This window comes from Sphingobium sp. KKT206 (assembly GCF_055640555.1).
Genome location: NZ_CM145764.1, coordinates 2947678 through 2973241 on the forward strand (window position 1 = coordinate 2947678; position 25564 = coordinate 2973241).

At 64.6% G+C, this 25564-nt stretch carries 25 protein-coding genes; 13 read left to right on the forward strand and 12 right to left on the reverse strand.

The features are described 5' to 3' along the window. Window positions 1-104: 104 nt before the first annotated feature. Genes ACZ2HM_RS14285 through ACZ2HM_RS14310 form a run of 6 tightly spaced genes read left to right on the forward strand, consistent with a single transcriptional unit; the run spans window position 105 to window position 6019 of the window. On the forward strand, window positions 105-2951 hold the full coding sequence (locus ACZ2HM_RS14285; protein WP_470425510.1) for a monovalent cation/H+ antiporter subunit A: 2847 nt from the start codon (window positions 105-107) through the stop codon (window positions 2949-2951). Continuing rightward, on the forward strand, window positions 2948-3316 hold the full coding sequence (locus ACZ2HM_RS14290) for a Na+/H+ antiporter subunit C (protein WP_470425511.1): 369 nt from the start codon (window positions 2948-2950) through the stop codon (window positions 3314-3316). Before ACZ2HM_RS14285 ends, ACZ2HM_RS14290 begins: the two co-directional genes overlap by 4 nt. Further along, window positions 3313-4824: a monovalent cation/H+ antiporter subunit D gene (locus ACZ2HM_RS14295; protein ID WP_470425512.1), complete on the forward strand. Its 1512-nt coding sequence runs from the start codon at window positions 3313-3315 to the stop codon at window positions 4822-4824. Before ACZ2HM_RS14290 ends, ACZ2HM_RS14295 begins: the two co-directional genes overlap by 4 nt. Next, entirely contained in the window at window positions 4821-5309 is a 489-nt protein-coding gene (locus ACZ2HM_RS14300) for a Na+/H+ antiporter subunit E (RefSeq protein ID WP_037474909.1), read from the forward strand. The genes ACZ2HM_RS14295 and ACZ2HM_RS14300 overlap by 4 nt, the downstream gene beginning before the upstream one ends. After that, window positions 5306-5575: a K+/H+ antiporter subunit F gene (locus ACZ2HM_RS14305; protein ID WP_037474906.1), complete on the forward strand. Its 270-nt coding sequence runs from the start codon at window positions 5306-5308 to the stop codon at window positions 5573-5575. The genes ACZ2HM_RS14300 and ACZ2HM_RS14305 overlap by 4 nt, the downstream gene beginning before the upstream one ends. Window positions 5576-5590: 15 nt before the next feature. Further along, on the forward strand, window positions 5591-6019 hold the full coding sequence (locus ACZ2HM_RS14310) for a Na+/H+ antiporter subunit G (protein WP_037474900.1): 429 nt from the start codon (window positions 5591-5593) through the stop codon (window positions 6017-6019). On the opposite strand, the gene ACZ2HM_RS14315 is transcribed toward ACZ2HM_RS14310, so the two are convergent. The 5 genes from ACZ2HM_RS14315 to ruvA form a co-directional block, all read right to left on the reverse strand. Next, window positions 6007-7749 (reverse strand): AMP-dependent synthetase/ligase, encoded by a 1743-nt coding sequence (locus ACZ2HM_RS14315; protein WP_052027614.1) that lies wholly within the window; start codon window positions 7747-7749, stop codon window positions 6007-6009. The genes ACZ2HM_RS14310 and ACZ2HM_RS14315 overlap by 13 nt on opposite strands. A 133-nt stretch (window positions 7750-7882) precedes the next feature. Then, window positions 7883-8905: a Holliday junction branch migration DNA helicase RuvB gene (ruvB, locus tag ACZ2HM_RS14320; RefSeq protein WP_069065663.1), complete on the reverse strand. Its 1023-nt coding sequence runs from the start codon at window positions 8903-8905 to the stop codon at window positions 7883-7885. Beyond that, window positions 8902-9204, reverse strand: a complete 303-nt coding sequence (locus ACZ2HM_RS14325) for a type II toxin-antitoxin system RelE/ParE family toxin (protein WP_037474890.1) — start codon at window positions 9202-9204, stop codon at window positions 8902-8904. The genes ruvB and ACZ2HM_RS14325 overlap by 4 nt, the downstream gene beginning before the upstream one ends. Further along, the gene (locus ACZ2HM_RS14330; protein WP_037474888.1) at window positions 9197-9442 is read right to left on the reverse strand and encodes a ribbon-helix-helix domain-containing protein; all 246 of its coding nucleotides are present in this window, start codon (window positions 9440-9442) and stop codon (window positions 9197-9199) included. Before ACZ2HM_RS14330 ends, ACZ2HM_RS14325 begins: the two co-directional genes overlap by 8 nt. 43 nt (window positions 9443-9485) lie before the next feature. Further along, window positions 9486-10094, reverse strand: coding sequence for a Holliday junction branch migration protein RuvA (ruvA, locus tag ACZ2HM_RS14335; RefSeq protein ID WP_037474886.1), 609 nt, complete (start codon window positions 10092-10094; stop codon window positions 9486-9488). 139 nt (window positions 10095-10233) lie between these two features. On the opposite strand from ruvA, the gene ACZ2HM_RS14340 reads away from it, so the two are divergent. Together ACZ2HM_RS14340 and ACZ2HM_RS14345 are read left to right on the forward strand one after the other, a co-directional pair. After that, the gene (locus tag ACZ2HM_RS14340; RefSeq protein WP_037478187.1) at window positions 10234-10809 is read left to right on the forward strand and encodes a hypothetical protein; all 576 of its coding nucleotides are present in this window, start codon (window positions 10234-10236) and stop codon (window positions 10807-10809) included. 42 nt (window positions 10810-10851) lie between these two features. Continuing rightward, the gene (locus ACZ2HM_RS14345) at window positions 10852-11487 is read left to right on the forward strand and encodes a DUF1345 domain-containing protein (protein WP_470425513.1); all 636 of its coding nucleotides are present in this window, start codon (window positions 10852-10854) and stop codon (window positions 11485-11487) included. Between the two features lie 4 nt (window positions 11488-11491). On the opposite strand, the gene ACZ2HM_RS14350 is transcribed toward ACZ2HM_RS14345, so the two are convergent. Next, window positions 11492-11821 carry a hypothetical protein gene (locus tag ACZ2HM_RS14350; protein WP_470425514.1) on the reverse strand — a complete coding sequence of 110 codons (330 nt, stop codon included), beginning with the start codon at window positions 11819-11821 and terminating at the stop codon, window positions 11492-11494. Window positions 11822-11974: 153 nt separating this feature from the next. On the opposite strand from ACZ2HM_RS14350, the gene ACZ2HM_RS14355 reads away from it, so the two are divergent. Then, the gene (locus tag ACZ2HM_RS14355) at window positions 11975-13288 is read left to right on the forward strand and encodes a methyltransferase family protein (RefSeq protein ID WP_470425515.1); all 1314 of its coding nucleotides are present in this window, start codon (window positions 11975-11977) and stop codon (window positions 13286-13288) included. Here ACZ2HM_RS14355 and ACZ2HM_RS14360 read toward each other — a convergent pair. Together ACZ2HM_RS14360 and ACZ2HM_RS14365 are read right to left on the reverse strand one after the other, a co-directional pair. Continuing rightward, entirely contained in the window at window positions 13285-14658 is a 1374-nt protein-coding gene (locus ACZ2HM_RS14360) for a glutamate--cysteine ligase (protein WP_470425516.1), read from the reverse strand. The genes ACZ2HM_RS14355 and ACZ2HM_RS14360 overlap by 4 nt on opposite strands. 99 nt (window positions 14659-14757) lie before the next feature. Further along, a complete protein-coding gene (locus tag ACZ2HM_RS14365; protein WP_470425517.1) occupies window positions 14758-15504 on the reverse strand; it encodes a 16S rRNA (uracil(1498)-N(3))-methyltransferase in 747 nt (248 codons plus the stop codon). A gap of 94 nt (window positions 15505-15598) precedes the next feature. On the opposite strand from ACZ2HM_RS14365, the gene ubiA reads away from it, so the two are divergent. Further along, complete coding sequence (gene ubiA / locus ACZ2HM_RS14370; RefSeq protein WP_470425518.1) at window positions 15599-16501, forward strand: 4-hydroxybenzoate octaprenyltransferase; 903 nt, start codon at window positions 15599-15601, stop codon at window positions 16499-16501. Next, window positions 16498-17967, forward strand: a complete 1470-nt coding sequence (locus tag ACZ2HM_RS14375; protein WP_470425519.1) for a phospholipase D-like domain-containing protein — start codon at window positions 16498-16500, stop codon at window positions 17965-17967. Before ubiA ends, ACZ2HM_RS14375 begins: the two co-directional genes overlap by 4 nt. Before the next feature lie 2 nt (window positions 17968-17969). On the opposite strand, the gene ACZ2HM_RS14380 is transcribed toward ACZ2HM_RS14375, so the two are convergent. The 4 genes from ACZ2HM_RS14380 to ACZ2HM_RS14395 all read right to left on the reverse strand — a co-directional run bounded on the left by ACZ2HM_RS14380 (window position 17970) and on the right by ACZ2HM_RS14395 (window position 23523). Beyond that, a complete protein-coding gene (locus tag ACZ2HM_RS14380) occupies window positions 17970-21413 on the reverse strand; it encodes a chromosome segregation SMC family protein (RefSeq protein WP_470425520.1) in 3444 nt (1147 codons plus the stop codon). A 68-nt stretch (window positions 21414-21481) separates the two neighbouring features. Then, window positions 21482-22216 carry a DsbA family protein gene (locus ACZ2HM_RS14385; protein WP_470425521.1) on the reverse strand — a complete coding sequence of 245 codons (735 nt, stop codon included), beginning with the start codon at window positions 22214-22216 and terminating at the stop codon, window positions 21482-21484. 45 nt (window positions 22217-22261) lie between these two features. Then, window positions 22262-22933, reverse strand: coding sequence for a thioredoxin domain-containing protein (locus ACZ2HM_RS14390; RefSeq protein WP_470425522.1), 672 nt, complete (start codon window positions 22931-22933; stop codon window positions 22262-22264). A gap of 47 nt (window positions 22934-22980) precedes the next feature. Then, window positions 22981-23523: a DUF721 domain-containing protein gene (locus tag ACZ2HM_RS14395; RefSeq protein ID WP_470425523.1), complete on the reverse strand. Its 543-nt coding sequence runs from the start codon at window positions 23521-23523 to the stop codon at window positions 22981-22983. A 26-nt stretch (window positions 23524-23549) separates the two neighbouring features. On the opposite strand from ACZ2HM_RS14395, the gene mutY reads away from it, so the two are divergent. Continuing rightward, entirely contained in the window at window positions 23550-24623 is a 1074-nt protein-coding gene (gene mutY / locus ACZ2HM_RS14400) for an A/G-specific adenine glycosylase (RefSeq protein ID WP_470425524.1), read from the forward strand. Next, entirely contained in the window at window positions 24610-25527 is a 918-nt protein-coding gene (gene nudC / locus ACZ2HM_RS14405) for an NAD(+) diphosphatase (protein WP_470425525.1), read from the forward strand. The genes mutY and nudC overlap by 14 nt, the downstream gene beginning before the upstream one ends. Window positions 25528-25564 lie beyond the last annotated feature (37 nt).

Genomic DNA, 25564 nt, shown 5'->3' on the forward strand with positions numbered 1-25564 from the left:
TAGGGTTGCCTACCGGCATAGGAATGGGGAAGACGGTCATCATCATCGGATAGGCCTGCCATCCTCGTACCCGCATGGGTGTCGACCCGGAGAAGAATTTGTTTTTGGTCCTGCTTTGCCTCCTGCCATTCGTCGGCACCTTGCTGCTGTCGATCATGGGTGGGGCAGGCCGCAACGCACAGGCCGCGATAGCCGTCCTCCCCGCCATCGCCGGACTTGCCCTGCTGGGATGGTTCGCGCCGCTCGTGCTGAACGGCGGGGTGGCGCAATGGCATATGGCTTGGGTGCCGACATTGGGATTGGAACTCAGCCTGCGCCTCGACGCGCTGGGCTTGTTGTTTGCGGGCCTGATCCTGGGCATCGGCCTGCTCATCATCCTCTATGCGCGCTTCTATCTGTCCGCCAAGGACGCGATGGGCCGGTTCCTGGCGATGCTGCTGCTGTTTCAGGGGGCCATGCTGGGCATCGCTCTGTCGGGCAACATCTTGCTGTTGCTCATCTTCTGGGAACTGACCAGCCTGTCCTCCTTCCTGCTGATCGGCTTCCGCAGCGACACGGCTGAGGGGCGGCAGGGCGCGCGCATGGCGTTGGCGGTGACGGGCGGCGGTGGCCTCGCGCTCATTGGCGGTCTGCTATTGCTTGGCACGATCGCGGGATCGTTCGAACTGGCCGACATATTGGCGAGCGGCGACATCATCCGAGCGTCTGCGCTCTATCCCGTGGCGCTGATCCTGATCCTGCTGGGCTGCTTCACCAAGTCGGCGCAGTTCCCGTTTCACTTCTGGCTGCCCCACGCCATGGCTGCCCCGACGCCGGTCAGCGCCTATCTGCATAGCGCGACCATGGTGAAGGCGGGGGTGTTCCTGCTCGCGCGCTTCTGGCCGGTGCTGTCGGGGACCGACCTGTGGTTCTATCTGGTGACGACGACGGGGTTGGTCACGATGATCCTCGGTGCGGCCGTCGCCCTGTTCCGTCATGATCTCAAAGCGATCCTCGCTTATTCCACCATCAGCCATCTTGGCCTGCTGACCATGTTGTTCGGCTTCGGCACGCCGGTCGCCGCGATGGTCGGCGTTTTCCATCTGCTCAACCATGCCGTCTTCAAGGCCGCCTTGTTCATGAACGCGGGGATCGTCGATCATGAAACGGGCACGCGCGACATTCGCCTGCTGGGCGGGCTGGCGACGCTGATGCCGATCACCGCGACGCTGGGCATCGTCGCGTCCGCCTCCATGGCGGGCCTGCCCCCGTTTGCCGGTTTCCTGTCGAAGGAAATGATGCTGGAGGAAGCCGGGCATACCCTATGGGCAGGGCAGTCGTGGATCGTGCCGCTCGCCGCCGTGATCGGAGCCACGCTGTCGGTGGCCTATTCGCTACGCTATATTGTCCATCTCTATTTCGGGCCTCGCCCGGCGTCCTATCCTGCCCAGCCGCATGATCCGCCGTTCGGTCTATGGGCACCGTCCGCCTTGCTTGTCGTGCTGACCATCCTGGTCGGCCTGTTCCCGCAGACATTGACGGTGGGCCTCGTCACGCCCGCCGCCGCCATCGTCACCGGCGGCACCGCGCCGCCGTTCAAGCCCGCCCTCTGGCATGGCGTCACCCCCGCACTGGTGATGAGCATCGTGGCGGTCGCGGTCGGGGCGTTGATGCTGTGGCTTCATGGCCCCTTGCTGCGGGCCTGGGACGCTCTGCGCCTGCCCGATGCCAAGCGGATGTTTGACCGGGCGCTGGAATGGCTGGTCGATCGGGCCAGCGACATGACGCGCGCCATCCACAATGGCTCGCTCCAACGGCAACTCAGCCTGCTGTTCCTGGTCGCGATCCTGGTCGGCGCGCTGGGCGTGTGGACCGGCGGCTACAGCCCCGGCACCCGCCCCACCATTCCCGCCCATCCCGTGGCGATCCTCGCCTGGGGCTTGCTGGTCGCGGCGGTCATCGCGGTCGTGAAGGCGCAGCGCCAACGCTATCTGACGCTGGTCTATATCAGCGTCGTCGGCCTCGTCGTTTCGCTCGCCTTCGTCTATCTGTCGGCCCCGGACCTCGCCCTCACGCAAATTTCGGTGGAGGTGGTGACGATCCTGCTGTTGCTGCTGGCGCTCAACCTGATGCCCAAACAGCCGGTGCGCCTCTCCAGCAACAGTCTGCGGTTGCGCGACGGTCTGATCGGGCTGACCGGTGGCACGGTCGCAGGCCTGGCGGCCTGGGCCGTGATGACGCGCGAGCCCAATGATCCGATCTCCGCCTATCATTGGGAAAACAGCTATTCGGGCGGCGGTGGGACCAATGTGGTCAATGTCACACTCGTCGACTTCCGTGCCTTCGACACGTTCGGCGAAATTACGGTGCTGGGCATTGCCGCCCTCACCATCTTCGCGCTGCTGCAACCGGTGGCGCGTGGCCCCTCTGGCCAGCGCCTGCGCGAGTGGGTCGCGGATCTGCCCCGGTCGCCCGAACGCCATCCCATGATGTTCGCGGTCGCCGCCCGGCTCTTGCTGCCACTGGCAACGATGATCGGCCTCTTCATCTTCCTGCGCGGGCATAATCTGCCGGGCGGCGGCTTCATCGCCGGGCTGGTCGTCTCCATCGCGATGCTGATGCAATATATGGCGTCGGGCTTTGAATGGGCGGACCAGCGGCGGCGGGTCGACGAACATATGCTGATCGGCTTGGGTGTCACCATCGCCGCCCTGACCGGCCTTGGCTCGCTCTTTTTCGGCGCGCCGCTGTTCACTAGTGCTTTCGGCTATGTCACGCTGCCTTTGGTCGGAACATTTGAACTCGCGACGGCGATGCTGTTCGACGTCGGCGTCGCCATGACGGTGATCGGTGCGGTGATGCTCGCGCTGGCCGAACTCAGCCATATCGCCCAGCGCGCGGAAAAGGCGCTGGTGGAGGATGATGGCCCGATGGATATCGACCCGGCCAAATTGCGGGGACGCCGGGCATGAGTATCGAATTTCTGGTCGCCTCCGCCATTGCCGTGCTGACAGCGGCGGGCATCTATCTCGCTTTGCGCGGGCGCACCTTCCCGGTCGTGCTTGGCCTCGCCATGCTGTCCTATGCCATCAACCTCTTCCTCTTCGCCATCGGTCGCCTGACGGTGAATAGCCCGCCGCTCTATGAAAAGGGCGTGACCGACTATGCCGACCCCCTGCCGCAAGCTCTGGTGCTGACCGCCATCGTCATTTCCTTCGCCATGACCGCGCTCGCCGTCGTGCTGTCGCTGCGCAGCTTCCTGGAAACCGGCACGGATCAGGTCGACGGCATTGTCGAGGCCGATCCGCCCCAGCCCGATCGGGAGGCGGCGCCATGATCGACGCGCTGATCGCTGCGCCCTTGCTGCTCCCTGCCTTTGCCGGAACCGCGACTTTGCTGTTCCGCCGTCGGCGGCGCTGGATCGGTGCGGCCATCTCGGTCGGGTCGGCGGCTGGACTCGTTCTGCTGGCAATGATCCTTATGGGGCAGGCCATCGCAGGCGGACCGACCGCCTATGCGCTGGGTAACTGGCCCGCCCCCTTCGGCATCGTGCTGGTGCTGGATCGGCTGGCGGCACTGATGCTGCTGCTGACCGCCGTCCTCGGCTTGGCGGTGGCGGCTCACGCGACCTTGACCGGCCTCGATCGCAAGGGCTGGCACTTTCACCCGCTCTTCCAGTTCCAGCTGCTCGGCATCAATGGCGCATTCCTGACCGGCGATCTGTTCAACCTCTTCGTCTTCTTCGAAGTGCTGCTGATCGCCTCCTATGGCCTGATGCTGCACGGACAGGGCGCGCAGCGGCTGACGGCGGGCGTGCAATATGTGATCGTCAACCTTATCGGTTCCACCCTGTTCCTGATTGCCCTCGGCCTGCTCTACGGGATCACCGGTACGCTCAACATGGCCGATATGGCCGTGCGCGCTGCTGCCCTACCGCCGGGGGATATGGGGCTGTTGCGCGCGGGCGGGTTGCTGCTGGTCACGGTGTTCGCGCTCAAGGCGGCGCTTGCGCCGCTACACCTCTGGCTCCCGCGCACCTATGGATCGACAGCCCCCGCCGTCGCCGCGCTGTTCGCGATCATGACCAAGGTCGGGGCCTATGCCATCATCCGCACCGCACCGCTGATCTTCGGCGACTGGGTCGGGCAGTTGCTGCTGCCCGCAGCACTGATCGCGATGTTGCTCGGATTTGTCGGCTTGCTCGCCGCGCGCGGCTTGCGCGATATGGCGGCGTTCGGCCTGATTGGCTCGACCGCCACCTTGCTCGTCGCCGTTGCCCAGTTCGATCAGCGCGCCATGGCTGCCGCACTTTTCTATCTGCCCCATACCACTCTGGCCGCGGCGTTGCTGTTCTTGACGATCGATCTCATCATCCGCTGGCGTCCGGCCGAGGGTGACTCGATCGTGCCGACCTCGGCTTTCGCCGGGCAGGGCAGGCTGGCCTTGCTGTTCCTGGCGGCAGCCGTCGCCCTGGCAGGCCTGCCGCCGCTGTCGGGTTTCATCGGCAAATTGCTCATCCTTCAGGCATCGCTGACATCGCCCTATGTCATCGGCATCTGGGCGCTCGTGCTGGGGACCAGCCTGCTGGCGGTGGTCGGCATGGCACGGGCCGGAACCACCGTGTTCTGGAAACAAGGCAGCTGCCCACCCACGTCCAAGAACCGCACCGCCTTTCGCGCGATCGAAGCGCTGCCGGCCTTTTTCCTGCTGGTCATGCTGGGCGTGCTGACCGTGGCCGCTGGCCCGGCGACCGCCTATGCTGACGCCACCAGCCGCCAACTGTTCGACGTGCCCGCTTATGTCGGCGCCGTGCTGGGGCCAGATGCACCGGGAGCCGTCCGATGAAACGCCTGCTGCCCCATCCCGGCCTCACGCTCCTGCTGGTCACCATGTGGATGCTGGTGCTCAACAGCCTCAGCATGGGCGGTTTCCTGCTCGGCCTCTTCTTCGCAATCGTCGTGCCGCTCTTCACTGCGCCCTTCTGGCCGGACCGGCCGCAAATGCGCCTCGGCCTGCCTTTGCTCGGCTATGCCTTTCTGGTGCTATGGGACATCGTCGTTGCGAATTTTGAGGTTGCGCGGCTGATCCTGTTCCGGCGCAACCGCGATTTCCGCTCCTGCTGGCTTAGCATACCGCTCGAATTGCGCTCGGCCGAGGCCATCACCCTGCTCGCGGGCACGATCAGCCTGACGCCTGGCACCGTCTCCACCGATATTTCGACCGACGGCCGCCATCTGCTGGTCCATGCGTTGGATACCGGCGATCCGGCAGGGGAAATCACGCGCATCAAGGCGCGCTATGAACGCCGCCTGCTGGAGATTTTCCGATGATAGAGACCGCTCTGTCGATCGCGATGGGCTGCGTGGCGCTGGCGATGCTGCTCAACCTCTATCGCCTGCTGCGGGGGCCAACCGCGCCGGATCGCATCCTGGCGCTCGATACGATGGTCATCAATGCCATCGCGCTCATCATCCTGTTCGGCATATTGGAAGAAAGCGGCACCTATTTCGAAGCGGCGCTGTTGCTGGCGATGGTCGGCTTCGTCGGCACGGTCGCCTATACCAAATTCCTGCTGCGCGGCGACATTGTGGAATAGGATGGACCAGCCGGAATGACCGCCTTGATCGACATCTTCATCGCCTTCCTCATCCTGCTCGGGGGTGCCTTCGCGCTGATCGGCAGTTGGGGACTGGCGCGCCTGCCATCGCTGATGACCCGTCTGCACGGCCCGACCAAGGCGACCACGCTGGGCGTTGGCGGCTGCCTGATGGCGTCGATGCTCTATTTCCCGACCCATGGCCTCAGCTGGTCGGCGCATGAACTGCTGATCACGCTCTTCCTGTTCATCACCGCGCCGATTTCGGCCAATATGATCGCCAAAGCCTATATCCATCGGCGGCACAGCGAAACCCGGATGACGGTCGAAACGGCCAAGATGCTACCCGAATCGCCTGCCGGTGCTGCGGAATGGGCGACATTCGGCGTCGCCGATGCCGACCGGCCGAACCAGCCTTCAGGCGAACCCGCTCAGCCCTTGTAAAGCGCGTCCAACCGGTCGGCATAGCGTTTGCGGATCACATGGCGGCGGATCTTGATTGACGGGGTCATTTCCTCATTCTCGATCGTGAACGGTTCGTCGGCCAGGATGAAGCGACGAACCCGCTCGGTCACCGACAGGTCGCTATTCACCCGGTCCACCGCCGCACGTAGCGCCGCCATATAGGCCGTATCGGCGCGCGCCTCCGCCAGCGCCAAACCCTTGGCCTGCGCCCATTCCAGCGTCCATTCGGCATCCGGCACGATCAGCCCGACCAGATAGGGCCGCCGGTCGCCATGGACCATCGCCTGCCCGATCTCGGCCTGCAGCGTCAGCATCCCCTCGACCTTCTGGGGCGCGACATTGTCGCCCTTGTCGTTGACGATCAGGTCTTTCTTGCGGTCGGTGATGCGGATGCGCCCCTTGGCATCGAATTCGCCGATGTCGCCGGTGTGGAGCCAACCATCCTTCAACACCTTTTCCGTTTCCGCCGGATTGCGCCAATAGCCGTGCATGACCAATTCGCCCCGGACCAGAATTTCGCCATCCTCGGCGATCCGCACTTCCACGCCATCAAGCGGCGGGCCAACCGTGTCCATGGCAATGCCCGCGCGCGGGCGATTGCAGCTCACCACCGGCCCTGCCTCAGTCTGGCCATAGCCCTGAAGCAACGTTAGGCCCATCGCGTCGAAGAACAGGCCGACATCGGGATTGAGCGGCGCACCGCCCGACACCAGCGCCTTCAACCGGCCGCCGAAACGGGCGCGGATCTTGGGGATCAGGGTCCGCGCGAGCAGCGCCTTCATCGGCCGGTCGAGCAGGGACTTGCGTCCATGCTGCTCTTTCGCCGCAATGCGCAACGCCTGGGCCATCAGATAATTGGGAAATTTGCCCTGCTTTTCGATCGACTTCATGATCCGCGCGCGCAGCACTTCGAACAGGCGGGGCACGACCACCATGATGGTCGGCCGCGTTTCCTCGATATTGCTGGCGAGCTTTTCCAGCCCTTCCGAATAATAGATCTGCCCGCCCAGCAGCATCGGCAGAAATTGCCCGCCACTATGTTCATAGGCATGGGACAGCGGCAGGAAGGACAGGAAGACCTCCTCCCCCCAACCGAAATCCTCCGCTACGACCGCGCCTGCCCCCTCGGCATTGAGCAGTATCGCGCCATGATGCTGCATCACGCCGCGCGGCGCGCCGCCGGTGCCGCTGGTATAGATGATGCAGGCCTGGTCCTGGCGCGTCGCGGTCTGGGCGGCGGCACAGGTGGCGACATCGACCGGGTGGGCCGCGATCAGCTCATCCCACATATGGCAGGCGATCTGCCCCTGCGTTCCGCGCAACGGCTCCATCCCGATGATGAAATCGGCCTGCGATCGGACGACGGCGGGCATCAGCACCTGCGCCAGCTTTGCGGTCGAGACGATGACCGCGCGCGCGCCGCTATCGGTCAATATATGTTGATGATCGCGCGTCGTATTGGTGGTGTAGGTCGGCACGGTGATGCATCCCGCCGCCATGATGGCGAGGTCCGCGATGCAAAATTCCGGGCGGTTTTCGCTAACCAACATCACCGGATCGCCCGGCTTCAGCCCCTGCGCCTTGAGCGCGGCGGACAGGGCTGCCACCTGCTGCGCCACCGCGTTCCAGCTTAGCGACTGCCAGGCGCCGTCCGTCTTGCGCCACAGGAAGGGCGCGTCGCCCTTTTCGCCTGCGCGGGCGAAGAACATGGTGACCAGATTGGGGAATTTTTCGATGGCCCTCAAGGCGCTGCTCCTACGGTTCCGGCGCGTCTGCTGCGCGCCTGCTCATCGTCAGGCTATAGCTCCGCCTTGCCGTAACGGCCATCGACTTTATGAGGTTTCATCCATCGAAAAGCCCGTTCTGCACATCCTGCGGCGGATTGAGGCCCAAGTGCTTCCACCCCGGGCCGTTGAGGCATCGGCCGCGCGCCGTGCGGGCGATGAGGCCAAGCTGGATGAGGTAAGGCTCGATCACTTCCTCGATCGTATCGCGCGCTTCGGACAGGCCTGCCGCCAGCGTTTCGACCCCCACCGGCCCACCGCGATAAATATCCGCGATCATCATCAGATAGCGCCGGTCCATCAGGTCGAGGCCCAGTTCATCGACCTCCAGCCGCCGCAGTGAAGCATCGGCAACCTTAGCGTCCACGGCCGCAACGCCCGCGACATTGGCGAAATCGCGCACCCGGCGCAGCAACCGCCCGGCAATGCGCGGCGTCCCCCGCGATCGCCGCGCAATCTCCATCGCCCCATCGGGCGTAATGGCAAGGTCGAGCAACCGCGCCGCGCGCCGCACCACCAGCTCCAGTTCGTCCACCGTGTAGAATTGCAGCCGCACCGGAATGCCGAACCGGTCGCGCAGCGGCGTCGTTAGCAAGCCCTGCCGCGTCGTGGCCCCCACCAGCGTAAAGGGCGGCAGGTCGATGCGCACCGATCGCGCCGACGGCCCCTCGCCGATCATCAGGTCGAGCGCGCGGTCCTCCATCGCCGGGTAGAGTACTTCCTCGACCGCCGGATTGAGCCGATGGATTTCATCGACGAACAGCACGTCGCCCTCATCCAGATTGGTGAGCAAAGCCGCCAGATCGCCTGACTTGGCGATGACCGGCCCGGACGTGGCGCGAAAGCCCACGCCCATTTCCTTGGCGACGATCTGCGCGAGCGTCGTCTTGCCAAGGCCGGGCGGGCCGAAAAACAGCACATGATCCAGCGCCTCGCCACGCGCCTTCGCCGCCTCGATAAACACGCGCAAATTCCCGCGCGCCGCTTCCTGCCCGATAAATTCGTCGAGCGACTTGGGACGCAGCGCCGCGTCGACATCCTCGACGCGACGGGCAGGGGTTAGGAGGCGGTCGTCGGTCATGGACGACGTCCCAAGGCCGACGGTGCGTCCATCGCGGAATGCAGTATACGCAGGATCAAAATGGTTTGCTCGCCGACATGATATAACACTCGATGGGGTCGATGCGAAAAAGCTCTTATGCCGTCGCCATAATCGGGTCTCGCCTCGCCCGCCGCCGGATGGGTGCGCAACAAGGCGAAGATGCGCTCGAAACCCTGCATGTGCACCCGAACAGCCTCCAGGCCGAAATATTCAAGACCATGATCCTGAATGGCGATCAGATCCTGTCGGGCGGCGACCGTCAGCCTGATCTTAGGCATCCGGCAAGCGCGCCATAATCTCTTTCAGGACATCTTCCGGTTCTGCATCGACAATGCCTGACACGAAGCCCTCTTCAAGGCGGGCGCGAACCCATTGTCGATCATATTCGGACGCCTCTTGATCGCGGCGAACCAAGTCGCGCAGATAATCGGCGGCATCGACATAGCGCCCCTGCGCCAGACGGGCGTCGACCCATTGTTCAAGGGCGGGCGGCATGGAGATGTTGAGGTCGGCCATGGTCACGTCATAAGCCTTTTATCCATGCAATCCAATGCACCCATCACTTCGCCGCCTTCCGCAGCGCCAGCCGCACCAGCGCGTCCAGGCTGGCGTCGTCACCCAGTTCCGCCTCGGCGGATGCGACGGCGGTGCTGGCTTCATAGGGTTTGAAGCCCAGATTCTGCAGCGCGGACAAGGCGTCGGCGGCGAAGCTGCCGGTCGGCAGCACGGCTACGCCGCCCGCGCCGATCGGACTGCCGACCGGGGCAGCGCCGATCTTGTCCTTCAATTCATTGACGATGCGCTGGGCGAGCTTGGGACCAACGCCATTGGCGCGGGCGATCATCGCCTTGTCCCCCATGGCGACGGCCCGGTGCAGTTCCAGCGGTTCGAGCGCCGACAATATCGCCAGCGCCACGCGCGATCCGACGCCCTGCACATGGGTCAGCAGCCGATACCAGTCGCGCTCCTCCGCGCGGGCGAATCCGACCAGGCGGATCGAATCCGCCGCCACCAGCATTTCTGTGTGGATCGTCACCGCTTCCCCCACCGGACCCAAAGCCGCCAGCGTGCGCGACGATGCGCCGACCAGATAGCCGACGCCGCCCACATCGATGATGGCATGGTCGATGCCCGTGCTGTCCAGCAACCCCTTGAGTTTCGCGATCATGCCCGCTGCCTTTTGGTCATGATCTGTTCTTTACAGCCTGTCGCGCCGCGCGCCAGTCAAAAGAATAGGCGCATGAGGCAGCTTTTCCGCGCGCCATGCGTAATGCTGCCCAAACCCATTCCATATCAAGGCGATTATGATGCAGATGACCGCGCCGATGCTCGGCCCCAAGGATTTCGAATATCCCGCGATCATGCTTTCGGGCGTGGTTGACCATGGCATGTATCTTCATTTCAAGAATTGCCTGTCCACCGCGCCGCAGCAGGGTCTGGTGGTGGTCGAAATCTCCACCTTGGGCGGCGACCCCGAAATCGCGCGTCTGATGGGTGAGGATATACGTTTCCATTCCGATCTTTACCCTGAACGGCGTCTGGTGTTTCTCGGCCGCACGGCGGTTTATTCGGCGGGCGCGACCTTCATGAGCTTCTTCGCAACCGAAAACCGCTATGTCACGCGGGGTACGCGCCTCATGATCCACGAGCGGCTGATCACCAAGACGATCCAGCTCGCGGGGCCACTGTCCACCTGCATCGCTACGCTCAAGGGAACGCTCAACGAAATCCAGTCGTCGATCGCGATTCAGAATGAAGGCTTTCACAATCTGATCCTGGGATCGGATATCACCATGGAAGAGCTGCTCGAAAAAGCGCCAGAAAACTGGTATCTTGAAGCCAATGAAGCGCGCGCACGGGGGCTGATCGCCGCGGTGCTGTGATCAGGTCTTGCGCGACCCGCTGATTGCGCGTTGGTATCCGGCATGAACCGCATTCGATCAGGATCGCCGATCTTTCCCTGGCGCTATGGCATGTTCCTGGCGTTTCTGGCGACGATCGCGCCTTTGGCTTTGGTTCTGCCTTGGCATCAGGCGGTGATGGCGGGATTCGATATGGCCGCAATCGCCTTCATGCTGTCGGTAACGTCGCTCATCCGGGCCGATGCCGCCGCGATGCGGCGCAAGGCGGCGGCGAATGATGCCAATCGCGAACTGATGCTGCTGATAACCGCCATCGTCAGCTTGGTCGTCCTGGTCGCTGTCGGCGTGGCCGTTGGGGAGCAGGGCGGGCATAAGGCGGCAACAGTTGTGCTGTTGCTAGTAACGCTGCTGGTGGCTTGGCTGTTTTCCAACCTCGTCTACGCCATGCATTATGCGCATATCTTCTATCGCGCCGGACCGCAGGGAGAGGATAGCGGTGGCCTCGACTTCCCGGATACGCACGAGCCGGGCTATTGGGACTTCCTCTATTTCGCCTTTACGCTCGGCATGACGTTCCAGACGTCCGATGTGTCGGTGACGAGTGGCATGATGCGCCGCACGGCGCTGTTTCAGAGCCTCGCCGCATTCCTGTTCAACCTTGGCATATTGGCGTTCACGATCAACGTATTGGGTGGGTAGTGCCTCAAGCGGCGTTGCCCCAGCCGGATCGCTGGCGCTGCCGTTGGCCACGCGCTGTCTTGGCCGGACCAACGGCTTTTCCGGCGTCATCCTCCATATGGGCCACCGACCGCCACCATTCCGCTACGGCCGGGCGCAGAGTGGACAGGCTGCCGGACCGTGGCATCGCGTACCAGTTCTCGCCATGTCGATGAAAGGTCCAGTTCGAATCGCAATTGAGCGGAACGCGCTCGAAACGCGGAGTGACTTTGGAACCGGAGGAATCGCTGATCTCCCGTAACTGGGCAGGTACATTCTGGATGCTGCCATCGGGAAACCGCACCGCGATCGTCATCTCCTGCCTCCATCATTATCGGTTGATGAGGGGATAACGCATTGAGATAAAATGGGTTCACGACCTTGCTGCAGGTTAAGCAGTTTGTCTGCAACGGCCCTGCAGCCAAAGCCTTCACCGCTTGCTTACCAAATTTTGCTAGGGCTTGCCGCCATGCGCGACTCTGACGATCCCTGCCCCAAATCCGCCGTCAGCCATGGCGTCGGCATCGCTGGTTTGGTGGGCCTTGGCCTCTGGACCCTGGTCGCGCGCCATTATGGCATGAACGGTCCCCATGCCGGGCTGGCTGCGGTCGTCGCCTGCGGCGTGCCGATGGTGCTATGGTCGCTGCTGATCGACAAAGTGCATCGCAATGCCTCGACCGGCATAGACTGGCACGCGCCCGCCCGTCCGGTCCGCAGCGTGCTGGACATCAGCATCGTCAAGATCGCCGGGCTATGGGCAACCTGGCTCGCCATTGCCATCTTCTATTGCGTCGCGCGCTGGTATTGGAGCGGCAATTACCGCTTCTCGATGGACCTGTTCACCAGCGCCGCGCCATGGCTGCTGGCACTTTCCATCCCCTATGTCATCTGGATCGACCGGCGGATGGTCGATCCAAAGGATGCCTCCTACAGCTTTGGCCAATGGGTGATCGGCGGCGCGGCGGGCGCGCCCGACATGGTGCAGGTCGCGCATCACGCTCGCGCCTGGGCGGTCAAGGGCTTCTTCCTGGCCTTCATGGTGTCGATCGTACCGGGCAATTTTTCGAGCGTGGTCGAATGGCGGATCGCCGATGCACTGGCCAATCCGATCGCGCTCGCCGGATTCCTGATCGCGGTCATGTTCATGATCGACGTCTGCCTCGCGACGGTCGGTTATATCCTGACCTTCAAGCCGCTCGATTCGCATATCCGCACCGCCAATCCCTATCTTGCCGGCTGGCTGGCTGCCCTGATCTGCTACCCGCCTTTCGTCCTGATGGGCGGCGGCGGGCCGCTCGATTATCATGCGGGCGGCGCGGAATGGGATTATTGGACGCAAGGATCGACGACGTTGCAATGGCTGCTGGGCGGGTGGCTGGTGCTGCTGACCGCCATCTATGCCTGGGCGACGATGGCGTTCGGCCTGCGCTTTTCCAACCTCACCCATCGCGGCATACTGACCCATGGTCCTTATCGCTGGACCCGGCACCCGGCCTATTTGTCGAAAAACCTCTTCTGGTGGTTTTCCGCGCTGCCTTTCCTCAGTGTCAGCGGGTCGATCACCGACATCGTGCGCAATTGCGCGATGCTGGGCCTCACCAACGCCGTCTATTATTGGCGCGCCCGGACGGAGGAACAGCATCTGTCGGCCGACCCCGACTATCGCGCCTATAGCGACTGGATGGAACGCAACGCCCCGGTGCCCCGCTTCTTCGCCTGGGTCACCGGGCGCAAGCGGGAAGCGACTGCAGTGGCACCGACGGCGGAGCAGCCTGCGTCCTAGAAGCTTTCCTCGGCATAGACTTTGCTGACATCACCGCCCCATTCGCCATGATAGCGATCGAGCAGCCGTTCGGCGTGGGTCTTGCCGGATGACACGACCTCTTCCAGATCGGACAGATAGCCCGTCTCATTGTCGCCCGCGGCATTCAGTCGACCGCGTGCCGCCAGTCCCGACCGGGCAATATCGAGCGCTGGCTTGGCAATGTCGCGCAGCGTGCGGCCGCCACCGATCGGCGCGTCCAGGCCGAGCTTGGGCACGGAATCGCGCAAAATCTGCCGATCCTCCATGGTCCAGTCCTTGACCAGATCCCAAGCCGCATCGAGCGCGCCCTGATCATAGAGCAGCCCGACCCACAAGGCGGGCAGGGCGCAGATGCGACCCCAAGGACCGCCGTCGGAGCCGCGCATTTCGAGGAAACTCTTCAACCGCACTTCGGGGAAGGCGGTGGAGAGATGATCCTCCCAATCCTTCTCGGTCGGCTTTTCACCCGGCAGGACGGACAGTTTCCCGTCGAGGAAATCGCGGAAGCTGAGGCCCGACGTGTCGATATATTTGCCGTCGCGAAAGACGAAATACATCGGCACGTCGAGCGCATAGTCGGCGTAACGCTCATAGCCAAAGCCGTCCTCGAACACGAAGGGCAGCATGCCCGTGCGCTTGGGGTCGGTGTCCGACCAGATATGGCTGCGATAGGACAGGAAGCCATTGGGCTTGCCCTCGGTAAAGGGCGAATTGGCGAATAAAGCCGTGCCAAGCGGCTGCAGCGCCAGCGAGACGCGGAACTTCTTGGCCATGTCGGCCTCGCTGCCATAATCCAGATTGGTCTGGATGGTGCAGGTGCGCAACATCATGTCCAGGCCCATCGACCCCACGCGGGGCATGTGCCGCAGCATGATCTCGTAACGGCCCTTGGGCATGATCGGCAACTCGGCGCGGGTCTTGTCGGGCCACATGCCAAGACCCAGGAAACCCAGGCCCAGCATGTCGCCGACATGCTTCACCTGTTCCAGATGCCGCCCGGTTTCAGCGCAGGTCTGGTGCAGATTGTCGAGCGGCGCACCCGACAGTTCGAGTTGCCCGGCGGGTTCCAGGCTGATCGTGCCATCGTCCCCCGACAAAGCGATGATATTCTCGCCTTCGAACACGGGCTTCCAGCCATAGCGGGTCAGGCCGATCAACAGCGTGTGGATGCCACCCTTTTCCTCATAGGATGGGGCGTGATGATCCTTGCGGCTGTAGACGAATTTCTCATGTTCGGTGCCGATGCGCCAGCGGTCCTTGGGCTTTTCGCCCTTGGCAAAGGCCGCGATCAGCTGGTCGCGGCTTTCGATGACGGGATCTTGGCCCGCTGAGTCGGTTCTTGTGCTCATGCCCCGCCCTTACTGCTTCCCCTCTGCCCGTCAAACAGCGGCGGGCTTCGGTCAAATAGGCTGTGTTGCTATCGGGTTCAATCCAATAGCGAAATGAAACTATTTCCAGTCGCCATTGATCGTCATCCAGGCCGCCGTAGCGGCGATGGCGGCGGTTTCCGCGCGCAGGATGCGGGGGCCAAGAGAGACCGGTACGGCTTGAGGATGCGCGCGGATCGCCTCCCGCTCGGCAGGGTCGAATCCGCCCTCCGGCCCGATCAGGAAAGCCGCCGCGCCGGGATGGGTGGCAAAGGCCTCCGTCAATGGCGCGCCGCCGGTTTCATCAGCGAAAAACAGATGCCGCCCCTGCGGCCAATCGCGCAATAGCGCATCCAGCTTCACCATGGCGGCAAGTTCGGGCAGGGCGGTGCGCCCGCATTGCTCGGCGGCCTCGACCAGATGCGCGTGCAACCGGTCGAGGTTGAGCTTGTCCACCACCGCGCGGCGGGTCAGCACGGGCTGCAGCTTCGCCACCCCCAATTCGCAGGCCTTTTCCGCGATCAGGTCGATGCGCCCCTTTTTGATCGGCGCGCAGCACAGCCAGAAATTGGGCACCGTCTCTGGCCCCTTGGTCTGGGCCACACATTCCAGCACCAGATCGCGCTTGCGGATGTCGCGCGCGCGCGCGGCCCACTCGCCCGACCGCCCATCGAACAGCAGCACGATGTCATCGGGCTTCACCCGCATGACGGCGATCAGATAATGGGCCGGATTGCCGTCGATCGACACCATAACGCCCTCGCCCAACTGGGTTTCGACATGCAGGCGCGGGGCGCTTTGCGGCGGCCAGGCGGGGGTAGCGGTCATTTCGGTCTTTCCGTATGGCGATGCGGCCCCTAATGCCGTTCCTATCGAAGCAAGTCGAGACGCGCCCCGCGATCCGCGGCGAAACGGAGATAGTGTGAGCAGTAGCATCGTCCCCGACACCCAAGCGCGCGGCCTGCTGTCGCGCCTGCCGGACACGCCGCGCGGCCTCGCGCTGCTGGCGCGGTTCGACAGGCCGATCGGCTGGTGGCTGCTCTTCTGGCCAGGGGCCTGGGCTGTAGCGCTGGCCGGGGGTGGCTTCGTCCGCTGGCCGCTCATCCTGTGGTTTCTGCTCGGCAGCATCGCGATGCGCGGCGCGGGCTGCGTGTTCAACGATATCGTCGATCGCGATCTCGACGCGAAGGTCGCACGCACGGCTTCGCGCCCCCTTGCCAGCGGCGCGATCTCGCTCAGAACCGCATGGCTCTGGCTGCTGGTCCTATGCGCGGTCGGGCTTGTCGTACTGCTGCAATTACGGCCCTATGCGCAGGTCTTGGCGCTTGCGTCGCTGGCGCTGGTCGCGGCCTATCCCTTCATGAAGCGGATCACCGGCTGGCCGCAAATCTGGCTGGGCCTTGTCTTTTCCTGGGCGGCCTTGGTCGGATGGAGCGAAGTGGCCGGTATGCTGACCATCGCTGGCCTCTTGCTATACGCCGGAACCATTTTCTGGGTCGTGGGCTATGACACCATCTACGCGCTGCAGGATCGGGAGGATGACGCGCTGATCGGTATCGGTTCCAGCGCCTTGTCCATGGGACGCCATGTGCGCGCGGGCGTTGCGCTATGCTATGTGCTAGCGCTTGGCCTCTGGGCGACGGCCATCTGGCAGGTGCGGCCCGACAGCCTGGCGCTTGTCGCTCTTTTGCCGATGGCCGCGCATCTGCTGTGGCAGGTTGCGACCTTGCGCGAAGACGGCGTAGACCCGCTCACCAAGTTTCGCGCCAATCGTTTTGCGGGGTTGTTGATGTTCCTGGCTTGTCTGGTAGTAGGCAGCGCATGAGCGCGCATCCCATAGGTCCAGTGCCCGGCGACGATTGCTGGCGCATCGAGACAGCCACCCGCGCCAGCGTCATCATCGACGCGGACACCTATTTCCGCCACGCCCGCGCGGCGATGCTCAAGGCACGCAAGCGGATCATGCTGATCGGCTGGGATTTCGATGCCGCGATCAGCCTGGTGCGCGACGATGAGGTCGGAGACGGCGCACCCGCCGTCATTGGCGATTTCATCAGCTGGCTCGTCAACCGCTCGCCCGACCTCGAAATCTTCCTGCTGCGCTGGGATGTCGGCGCGATGAAGTCGATGGTCAGCCCCGTCAACCTCTTCACCACGCTCAAATGGATGGCGCATCCGCGCGTCACGGTGAAGCTGGACGGGCATCATCCCCCGGCGGCTTCCCACCATCAGAAAATCGTGGTGATCGACGATTGTTTCGCCTTTTGCGGCGGTATCGACATGACCGGCGATCGCTGGGACACGCGCCATCATCGCGACGACGAAGCCGGACGTCATCATCCCGACGGCTCGCCCTATGGGCCTTGGCATGATGCGACCACGGCACTGGCCGGACCTGTCGCCGCCGCGCTCGGTGCCCATGCGCGTATGCGTTGGAAGATGGCGGGCGGTGATGATCTGGAGCCGGTGGAAGGCGGCGAGGATTGCTGGCCCGATCGTCTCCCCGTGCAATTTGAAGGGGTGGATGTCGCCATTTCCCGATCCGCGCCGCAGATGGACGATCAGGATGGCGTGACGGAGATCGAGCGGCTTTATTGCCATCAGATCGCGGCCGCAAAACGCTGCATCTATGCCGAAAGCCAATATTTCGCCTCGCGCCTTATTGCCGAGGCAATCGCCAAGCGGCTGGCCGAACCCGATGGCCCGGATATTGTCATCGTCAACCCGGAGCAGGCCGATGGCTGGCTGGAACAGCAGGCGATGGATACGGCGCGCGCGCGCCTCTACGAAGCGCTCAAGGCGCGCGATACCCATGGCCGCTTCCGCATCTATCACGCCTTCACCACGCGCGGCGTGCCCATCTACATCCATGCCAAGATCTTGATCGTCGATGATCGGCTGATCCGGGTCGGCTCCTCCAACATGAACAACCGGTCGATGCGGCTCGACACCGAATGCGACGTCACGATCGACACGATCCTGCCCGCCAACGCCGGGCGACAGGACCGGATATTGGCCATTCGCAACGACCTGATCGCCGAACATCTCGACATGCCGGTCGAGCGCGTCGCCGCCGTGATCGCGGAACGCGGACTGGTGGCGGGTATCGAGGAAATGCGCCAGAAGCCGGGGCGGACGCTACGCCCCTATGTCACCCCGGACCTGAACGACGTTCAGACCTGGCTCGCCGATCATGAAGTGCTCGACCCCGAAGGCCCCGAAGAAATGTTCGAATCGATCAGCGAACGCGGCCTGTTCCGCCGGATGAAGGGCTGGTTCGGCAGGGGCTAGGTCTACTCCGCCGCCAGCAGGGCCTCCGCGCTCTGGAGGTTGACCGAGACCAGGCGGCTGACGCCCTGTTCGACCATGGTGACGCCGAACAAGCGGTGCATCCGCGCCATGCTGACGGCATTATGGGTGACGATCAGGTAACGGGTCTGGGTCTGCGCCACCATCGCATCGAGCAGGTCGCAGAAGCGCTCGACATTGGCGTCATCCAGCGGCGCATCGACTTCGTCCAGCACGCAGATGGGCGCCGGGTTGGTCAGGAACAGGCCGAAGATCAGCGCTACTGCCGTCAAAGCCTGCTCGCCGCCCGACAAGAGCGTCAGCGCGGCCAGCTTCTTGCCCGGCGGCTGCGCCATGATTTCCAGCCCCGCCTCCAGCGGATCGTCGCTGTCGATCAGTTCCAGATGCGCCTGTCCGCCGTTGAACAGCGTGGTGAAAAGGCGACGGAAATGGCCGTCGACTGCCTCGAACGCGGCGAGCAGCCGTTGCCGTCCTTCGCGATTGAGGCTGCCGATCGACCCGCGCAGCCGGTGGATGGCTTGCGTCAATTCTTCGCTCTCCGCGCGGCTGGCCGCTTGGCTGGCTTCCAGCTCGCCCAGTTCCTGCGCCGCGACCAGATTGACTGGACCAATCCGTTCCCGCTCGGCGACGAAGCGGTCATGCTCGGCCTGTTCGGTCTGGGCGATGCGGATGTCGGCGCTGGCAAAACCCAGCTTCTCCGGCAACAGCGGCGGCGGACATTCGAACCGTTCGCCCGACAGGCGGTTGGTTTCGATGCGCTTTTCATCGGCGGCCTCCGCGCGGGCGACGGCTGTGGCGCGCGTCTCGCGCGCTGCGCTCAGCACTTCGCCCGCCTGCGCCGCCCGATTTTCGGCGGTGCGCAGCGTCGCTTCTGCCTCATATTCCGCGCGCCGGGCGGTTTCGGCCGCCTCCGCCAGTGCGGCGCCCTGATCATCCAATGCGGCGATGGCCTGCGCCAAGTCGTTGGGCTGATCCTCGATCGTCGTGCGCTCGGTGGCGATCGCCTCCCCGCGTGCGACCATCGCCGCAATGCGCTTGGCCGCTTCGCCCGCCCGTCCGCGCCAGCTCTTGATCTCCGCCTCGGCCGCCGCCTGCCGTTCGCGGTCGCTAGATAGCGCGCGGTCAGCCAAGGCCTGGTCGGCCTGCAACTGGCTGACGGCGGCGCGCGCTTTCTCGCTCGCCTGCGTCAGTGCGGCGACCAGCGCCCGCGTATCCGCCCCATCGGGCATCGCCGTGCGCGCGGCCTGCGCCATATCCAGCTCGGCTCGCGCGGAGTCGCAATCACGCCGGGCTTCGATCAGCCGCTCCTCTATCCCTTCGCGCCGTCCCGACAGGCGCTCCAGCGCCGTCGTCGCCTCGTCGGCTGTACGTAGCGCGGCGCGCTGCTGCTGCTCCGCCTGGGTCAGTCGCGTGCGTCCCGCCGCCAGGGCATCGCTCGCCGCCTGTTCGGATGCCCGCGCGGCCTGATCTGCTTCCTGGGCCGCATCCACCTCGGTCGCAATCGCGGGCCGAGCCGCCATGATCGCCTCCAGCCGGTTGAGCCGGATCAACCGTTCGGCCGCCGCCGCGCCGCCTTCGATGGCGACATAGCCGTCCCACCGCCGCATCTGCCCGTCGCGTGTGACCAACCGCTGGCCAACGCGCAACATCTGCCCCGCATCCTGCTCGGCAAAACCAATCTGGGCCAGGCGGCGCGCCAGTTCGGGCGGCGCGCTGATATGGTCGGCAAGTGACTCGCAGCCATCAGGCAGCGCCGGATCATCGGACTGCGCCTGCGCCCCCGCCCAGCGGCGCTTGCCTTGCGGGGCGATAGGGCTTTCCAAATCATCGCCCAAGGCAGCAGCCAAGGCGCGTTCATAACCGGGCGCAGCTTTCACTTGGTCCAGCGCCCGCGCCCGCCCGCCCGAAACACTATCGACGGCACGACGCAACGCTACCGCCTCACTGTCCAGCGCCGCCAGTCCCGCGCGCGCGGATGACAGCGCCGCTTGCGCTAACGCCCGCGCCTCGTTGGCGGATTGACGCGCGGTTTCTGCCTCGCGGATCGTCGCCTCGGCCGCATCCCGATCCAGGCTGGCCTGTTGTTGCCGCGCGACCGCCTCGGCGCGCTGCGCCTCCAACGGTGCCGCATCGGGCAGCGCCGCCGCTTCGGCGGCCAGGCGAGACGCCTCGCGCTCCGCCCGCTCCAACCGCGTGCGCGCGGCCACCAGCGCGGCTTCCGCCACGCGCAGTTCAGCCTGCTCGCCCGCCTGCTTCGCCATCGCCTTGGCCAGATCCAACTCGGCATCGCGTGCGCCACTCTCGGCAGCGGCGATCCGTGCCGCAAAATCGGGCCGCAATGTCTCGGTCTCGGCGATCCGCGCCTTGAGCGTACCAATCTCCGCCGTCAGTCGCGCAATCGCCTCGGCCGCGTCATTGGCCAGCGTCCCTTCCCGCGCTCGATCCTCTTCCAGTCGTACGCTTTGCTGTACGAGATCCTGCAAACGTCGCACGACGGCATCGCGCTGCGTCCGCAATGTCTGAAGCCTATGCCCCGCTTCGCTCGCATTCTCGCGTGCCTGCTGCGCGGCGGCGCGCTTGTCCGCCAACAGGGCCACCGCTTCCTGCGCCTCGGCTACGGCTGCCACCTGCGCCTGCTGCGCGACATGCACGCCATGATCGGCCTGTTTCGCGTCGGCGCGGGCGGCTTCCGCGCTGGCATTGGCCTCGCGCCAGCGCGCAAACAAAACGCGCGCCTCGGCCACCCGGATCTGGTCGGACAGGCGGATATAGCGTTCCGCCGCGCGCGCCTGTCGCCGCAGGCTGTTGGCGCGCGCATCCATGTCGATCAATATTTCGTCGAGCCGCGCCAGATTGGCTTCAGCAGCGCGCAATTTCTGTTCGGCATCCTTGCGCCGCACATGCAGGCCCGCAATCCCGGCGGCTTCCTCCAGCATCGCGCGCCGTTCCTGCGGCCGGGCGGCGATCACGGCGGCGATCCGCCCCTGGCTGACCAGCGCCGGGCTATGCGGCCCGGTGGCGGCATCGGCGAAGATCAGCGCGACGTCGCGCGCGCGGACATCCTTGCCATTGGCGCGATAGGCGCTGCCCGCGCCGCGCTCGATCCGGCGGGTGACTTCCAGTTCGCCATCCGCGCCGACATCGACCGCGCTGAACAATTCGCCCTGTTCTTGGACCGTCAGCAGCGACACTTGCGCGAAATCGCGCTGCGACCGGGTCGCGGTACCCGCGAAGATCACATCCTCCATCCCGCCGCCGCGCATCGACCGGGCGCTCGATTCGCCCATCACCCATCGTATGGCTTCCAGCAGGTTGGACTTGCCGCATCCATTGGGGCCGACGATGCCGGTCAGGCCCGGTTCGATCCGCAATTCGGTCGCATCGACGAAGCTTTTGAAGCCGGAGAGTTTGAGCCGCTTTATTTGCACGGGATCGGACCGGAGCGATGCCTCGCCCCGGTTCCTTTAAGCGCCGATGTCAGCCCCCCAGCCGGCAATCAGAGTCCCGCTGCCTTGAGCTTGGGCTGGAGCGCGGCCCAGTTCGCGGCATTGTCGACCAGCACGCCGTTGATCAGGAAACTGGGCGTCCCGGTGATCTGATATTGGCTGTTGGCCGTCTCTACGCCCTTGGCCAGCTTTTCCGCCGCAGCCGTGTCGGCCAGGCATTGCTTGGCCTGATCCGCCGAAATGCCGCGCTGCTGCGCGAATTCGACGAGGCCCAAAGCATTCGCCAACTGTCCGAAACGCTCTACGGGCGGCGCGCTCATCACCGCTTGATAGCGTTCATCGCCCATCGCCTGCGCCTTGTCGAACATGGCGGTCTGGTTGGCAAAGAACTGCTCCGACAGCGGATAATAGATGTCCTTGCCGCCACAACGCGCCAGCAGCGCCGTCGAAATGTCGATCGGGTCACGCACATAGGGGCGGAACTCGAAGCTCATCTTGCCCGTATCGACCAGCTTGTTGATCTCCTCGGACGCTTCGGCGGTGAAATCCTTGCAATGGCTGCAGGTATAGGAGCCGAACTCGACCAGCTTCACCTTCGCGGCGGGATTGCCCATCAGAAAATAGCCATCCGGCGTTTCGGCGACGGTCTGCGACCAGCTAGTGCCAGCAGGCGGCGCAACGGCGGCGACCGATTCGCCGGTGGGCGTGGCACCTTCCTCGCTCTTGCCGCACGCGGCGAGGGTCAGGCTGAGGGCGACAAGGGCTAGACCGGAAAAGGCTTTCACGACGGGCAAGGCTCCGATGATGGATGATTGAAAGGCGAGTCTAGATCAGCGCGCGGCTGGCGGCAATGCGGCCTGAAGGATAGCCCAGGTCGATCCTTCGACCCGCGTGCCGTTGACGGTAAAACCGGGCGTGCCGGTGATCTTCACCTTGTTCCACGCATCGTCGGTCATGGCCATTACCTGTTTCATCGCCATCGGGCTGGCGATGCAGGCGTCGAGCTGCGCGGGCTTGTAGCCGCGCTTGCCCATCAGCGTGTACAGCCCGGTCTTCTGGCCGATGTCGCGCAGCGCCGCGATCTGGTCGGTGGGCTTGGTCGCATCGCGATCATAGGTTTCGATCTGCGTCATCCACGCATCCTGATTGGCGAACAGCGCTTCGTGATTGCCCATGAAACGGGCCGGACCGCCGCAGCGCGCCAGCAGCGCGGCGGTCAGGTCATATTTGTCGCGCACCGCATTGCGCACCTCGACGCTGACCTTGCCGCCCTTGACATAGCCGGTCTTGAGCGGCCCGCTCGCTTGCCCCACAAACTGGGCGCAATGGTTGCAGGTATAGCTCACATATTCGACCAGCTTGGTCGTGGCGGACGGATTGCCCATCACATGCCCGCCGACCGGCGAGATTACCACGCGGTTCACCCAATTGGTGGCAGGCGCGGCAACGAGTACTGTGGGTACAGCGAAAAGGGCGAGGGGCAGGAAGCGGGCGATGGTCATGGGAACGGGTTCCTGGCGGATATCGGCTGAATGAAAGCGTAACGGCATCAGCCGATCTTGGGCGGGCCGCTGCTGTTGGCAAGCCCCTGCGCCAGCGATTCCAGCACGGTGCGCAATTCGGGATCGCCAATGCCCCGCAACGAATCGCCCAGTTCGACCGGGATCGGTCGCAAATTGCGCGGTGGCGGACGGCGTTCGACGGTTGCTGGCAGAATGTCGCCCTGCCGCATCGCCACCTTGGCGACGGCGGCATAGCCAAAGAAGCGATTCACCCGCTCGATCATGTCGGGCAGCATATGCTGCACCATCGGTCCATGGCCGCTCATCACCGTCAGCTGCAATGTCCCACCCGCCTTCTTGCCGACCGGGAAGCGAATCGATTCGGGCGCGGTGATCGCGGCATAATGGTTGCCGACAATCTCGGTCCAGCGGGTGACGATGCTGGATTGGACGAAGCCGAACTTGCGGAAAGCGGCGCGGCCGATGTCGGGCATAAGGTCCGCAATCTGGCGGCTCGCACCGATCCGGGGTCGCTCCACGGGCAAGGCGGCGCGGCTTTTCACTTTCGGCACTGGGGGGCGTTCCGTCATCGCCCGCACCATGGCATAGGGCCGCCATGCGCGTCGAGGGTAGAGAGTCAAAAATCGCGAGCGACCTGCTCGCCCATTATGATGTCCACGCCCGTCGCCTGCCCTGGCGCGCGCCGCCGGGGAGCAACGCGACCGATCCTTATCGCGTCTGGCTGTCCGAAGTGATGCTGCAACAGACCACGGTGGCAGCAGTCGGTCCCTATTTCGCGAAGTTCACCGAACGCTGGCCGAGCGTGAAGGCGCTGGCGGCGGCAGCGGATGCCGATCTGATGGCTGCCTGGGCCGGGCTTGGCTATTATGCCCGCGCCCGCAACCTGCTCGCCTGCGCGCGCGCGGTGGCGACCGAGCATGGCGGGAGTTTCCCCGATACGGAGGATGGCCTTCGCGCGCTGCCGGGCGTGGGTGTCTATACCGCTGCCGCTGTCGCCGCGATCGCCTTTGGTCGCCGCGCCGTGGTGGTGGATGCCAATGTTGAGCGGGTCGTTGCCCGGCTGTTCGCGATCACCACCCCGCTGCCCGCTGCCCGCGCGGCGATCCGTGAAGCGGCGGATAGAATCACGCCCGATGCCCGCGCCGGGGATTTTGCCCAGGCGATGATGGATCTGGGCGCGACCATCTGCACCTCGCGCAATCCCGCCTGTGGCATCTGCCCCTTGCGCGCCGACTGCGCTGCCGTCCTGACCGCCGATCCGGCCGCCTTTCCGGTCAAGGCCGCGAAAAAGGCCAAGCCGCATCGGCTGGGCCACGCCTTCTGGATCGAGCGGGCAGACGGTCATGTCTGGCTGGTGCGCCGCCCGGACAAGGGATTGCTGGGCGGGATGCGCGGCTTGCCCGGATCGGCATGGAACGACGCGCCCGATCCGACCCCGCCCTTCGCCGGACCATGGCGAAGGCTGGAGCCGCCGGTCGCCCATGTCTTCACCCATTTCTCGCTGGCATTGACGGTCCATGCGATCCAGGTGAATCAGGATCACGTGCCGTCGGGTGCGGGCGAATGGTGGCCGATCGATCGACTGGCGGAGGCAGGATTGCCGACGCTGTTCGTGCGTGCGGCTGAAACGGCCATGAAGAAAGAGGATGTCAGCGATGCACGGCACTAATCCAGCGAGTGAGGCATTGCCCGGCTTCGCTGGCGGCACGATCGATCGGGTGGATCATATCCGCTCCAATCCGGCCAAGCTGGCGGACGCCTTCGCTGACCCCGCCGCGCGGCTACTCGTGCTTGACGGGCTGGAGCCGGTCGAGGTGAATGGCCATCTGCTGCTGGAGCCGCTGGCCGCGGACGCCCATGTCGCGGATCATGTGCTGCTCGGCATCGATCCCGCCGGACAACCGATCTTCGCGCGATTGGTCGCCGATCTCGGCCCCAACCTCATCCCCACCCCGCGCAGCCGTGCCATTGCCGGGCTGGTGCCAGCGGCGGAGGTCGCGCTCTACGGCACCGCGCGCAGCCTGGTTCACTGGCATGCGCGCCACCGCTTCTGCTCGGTCTGCGGCGGGCCGACCCAGCCGGTCAAGGCAGGCTGGTCGCGGCGTTGCGATCTTTGCGCCGCCGAACATTTCCCGCGCACCGACCCGGTCGTCATCATGCTCGCGGAATATCAGGGCCGTGTGCTGGTCGGGCGGCAACATGCCTGGCCGCAGGGGCGCTATTCGGCGCTGGCAGGCTTTGTCGAACCCGGCGAGACGATCGAGGAAGCCGTGGCGCGCGAACTGTTCGAGGAAGCAGGCATCCGCGTCCGCGACGTGCGCTATGTCATGAGTCAGCCCTGGCCCTTTCCTTCGTCGCTTATGATCGCCTGCATCGCGCAGGCGGACGACGACGCGCTGACGCTTGACCCGACCGAGATAGAGGATGCCTTCTGGTGCGATGCCGATGCCGTGCGCGCTGCGTTGGCGGAGGTGCCCGGCGCGCCTTTTCTCGCGCCGCCAACCATGGCGGTCGCCTGGCACCTGTTCGACCGCTGGCTGGCGGGCGTTGCTCCCATGGGCGCAAGCGCGTAAGGCCACAGGCTCCTCTTATCGTTTCGGGAAACCCACG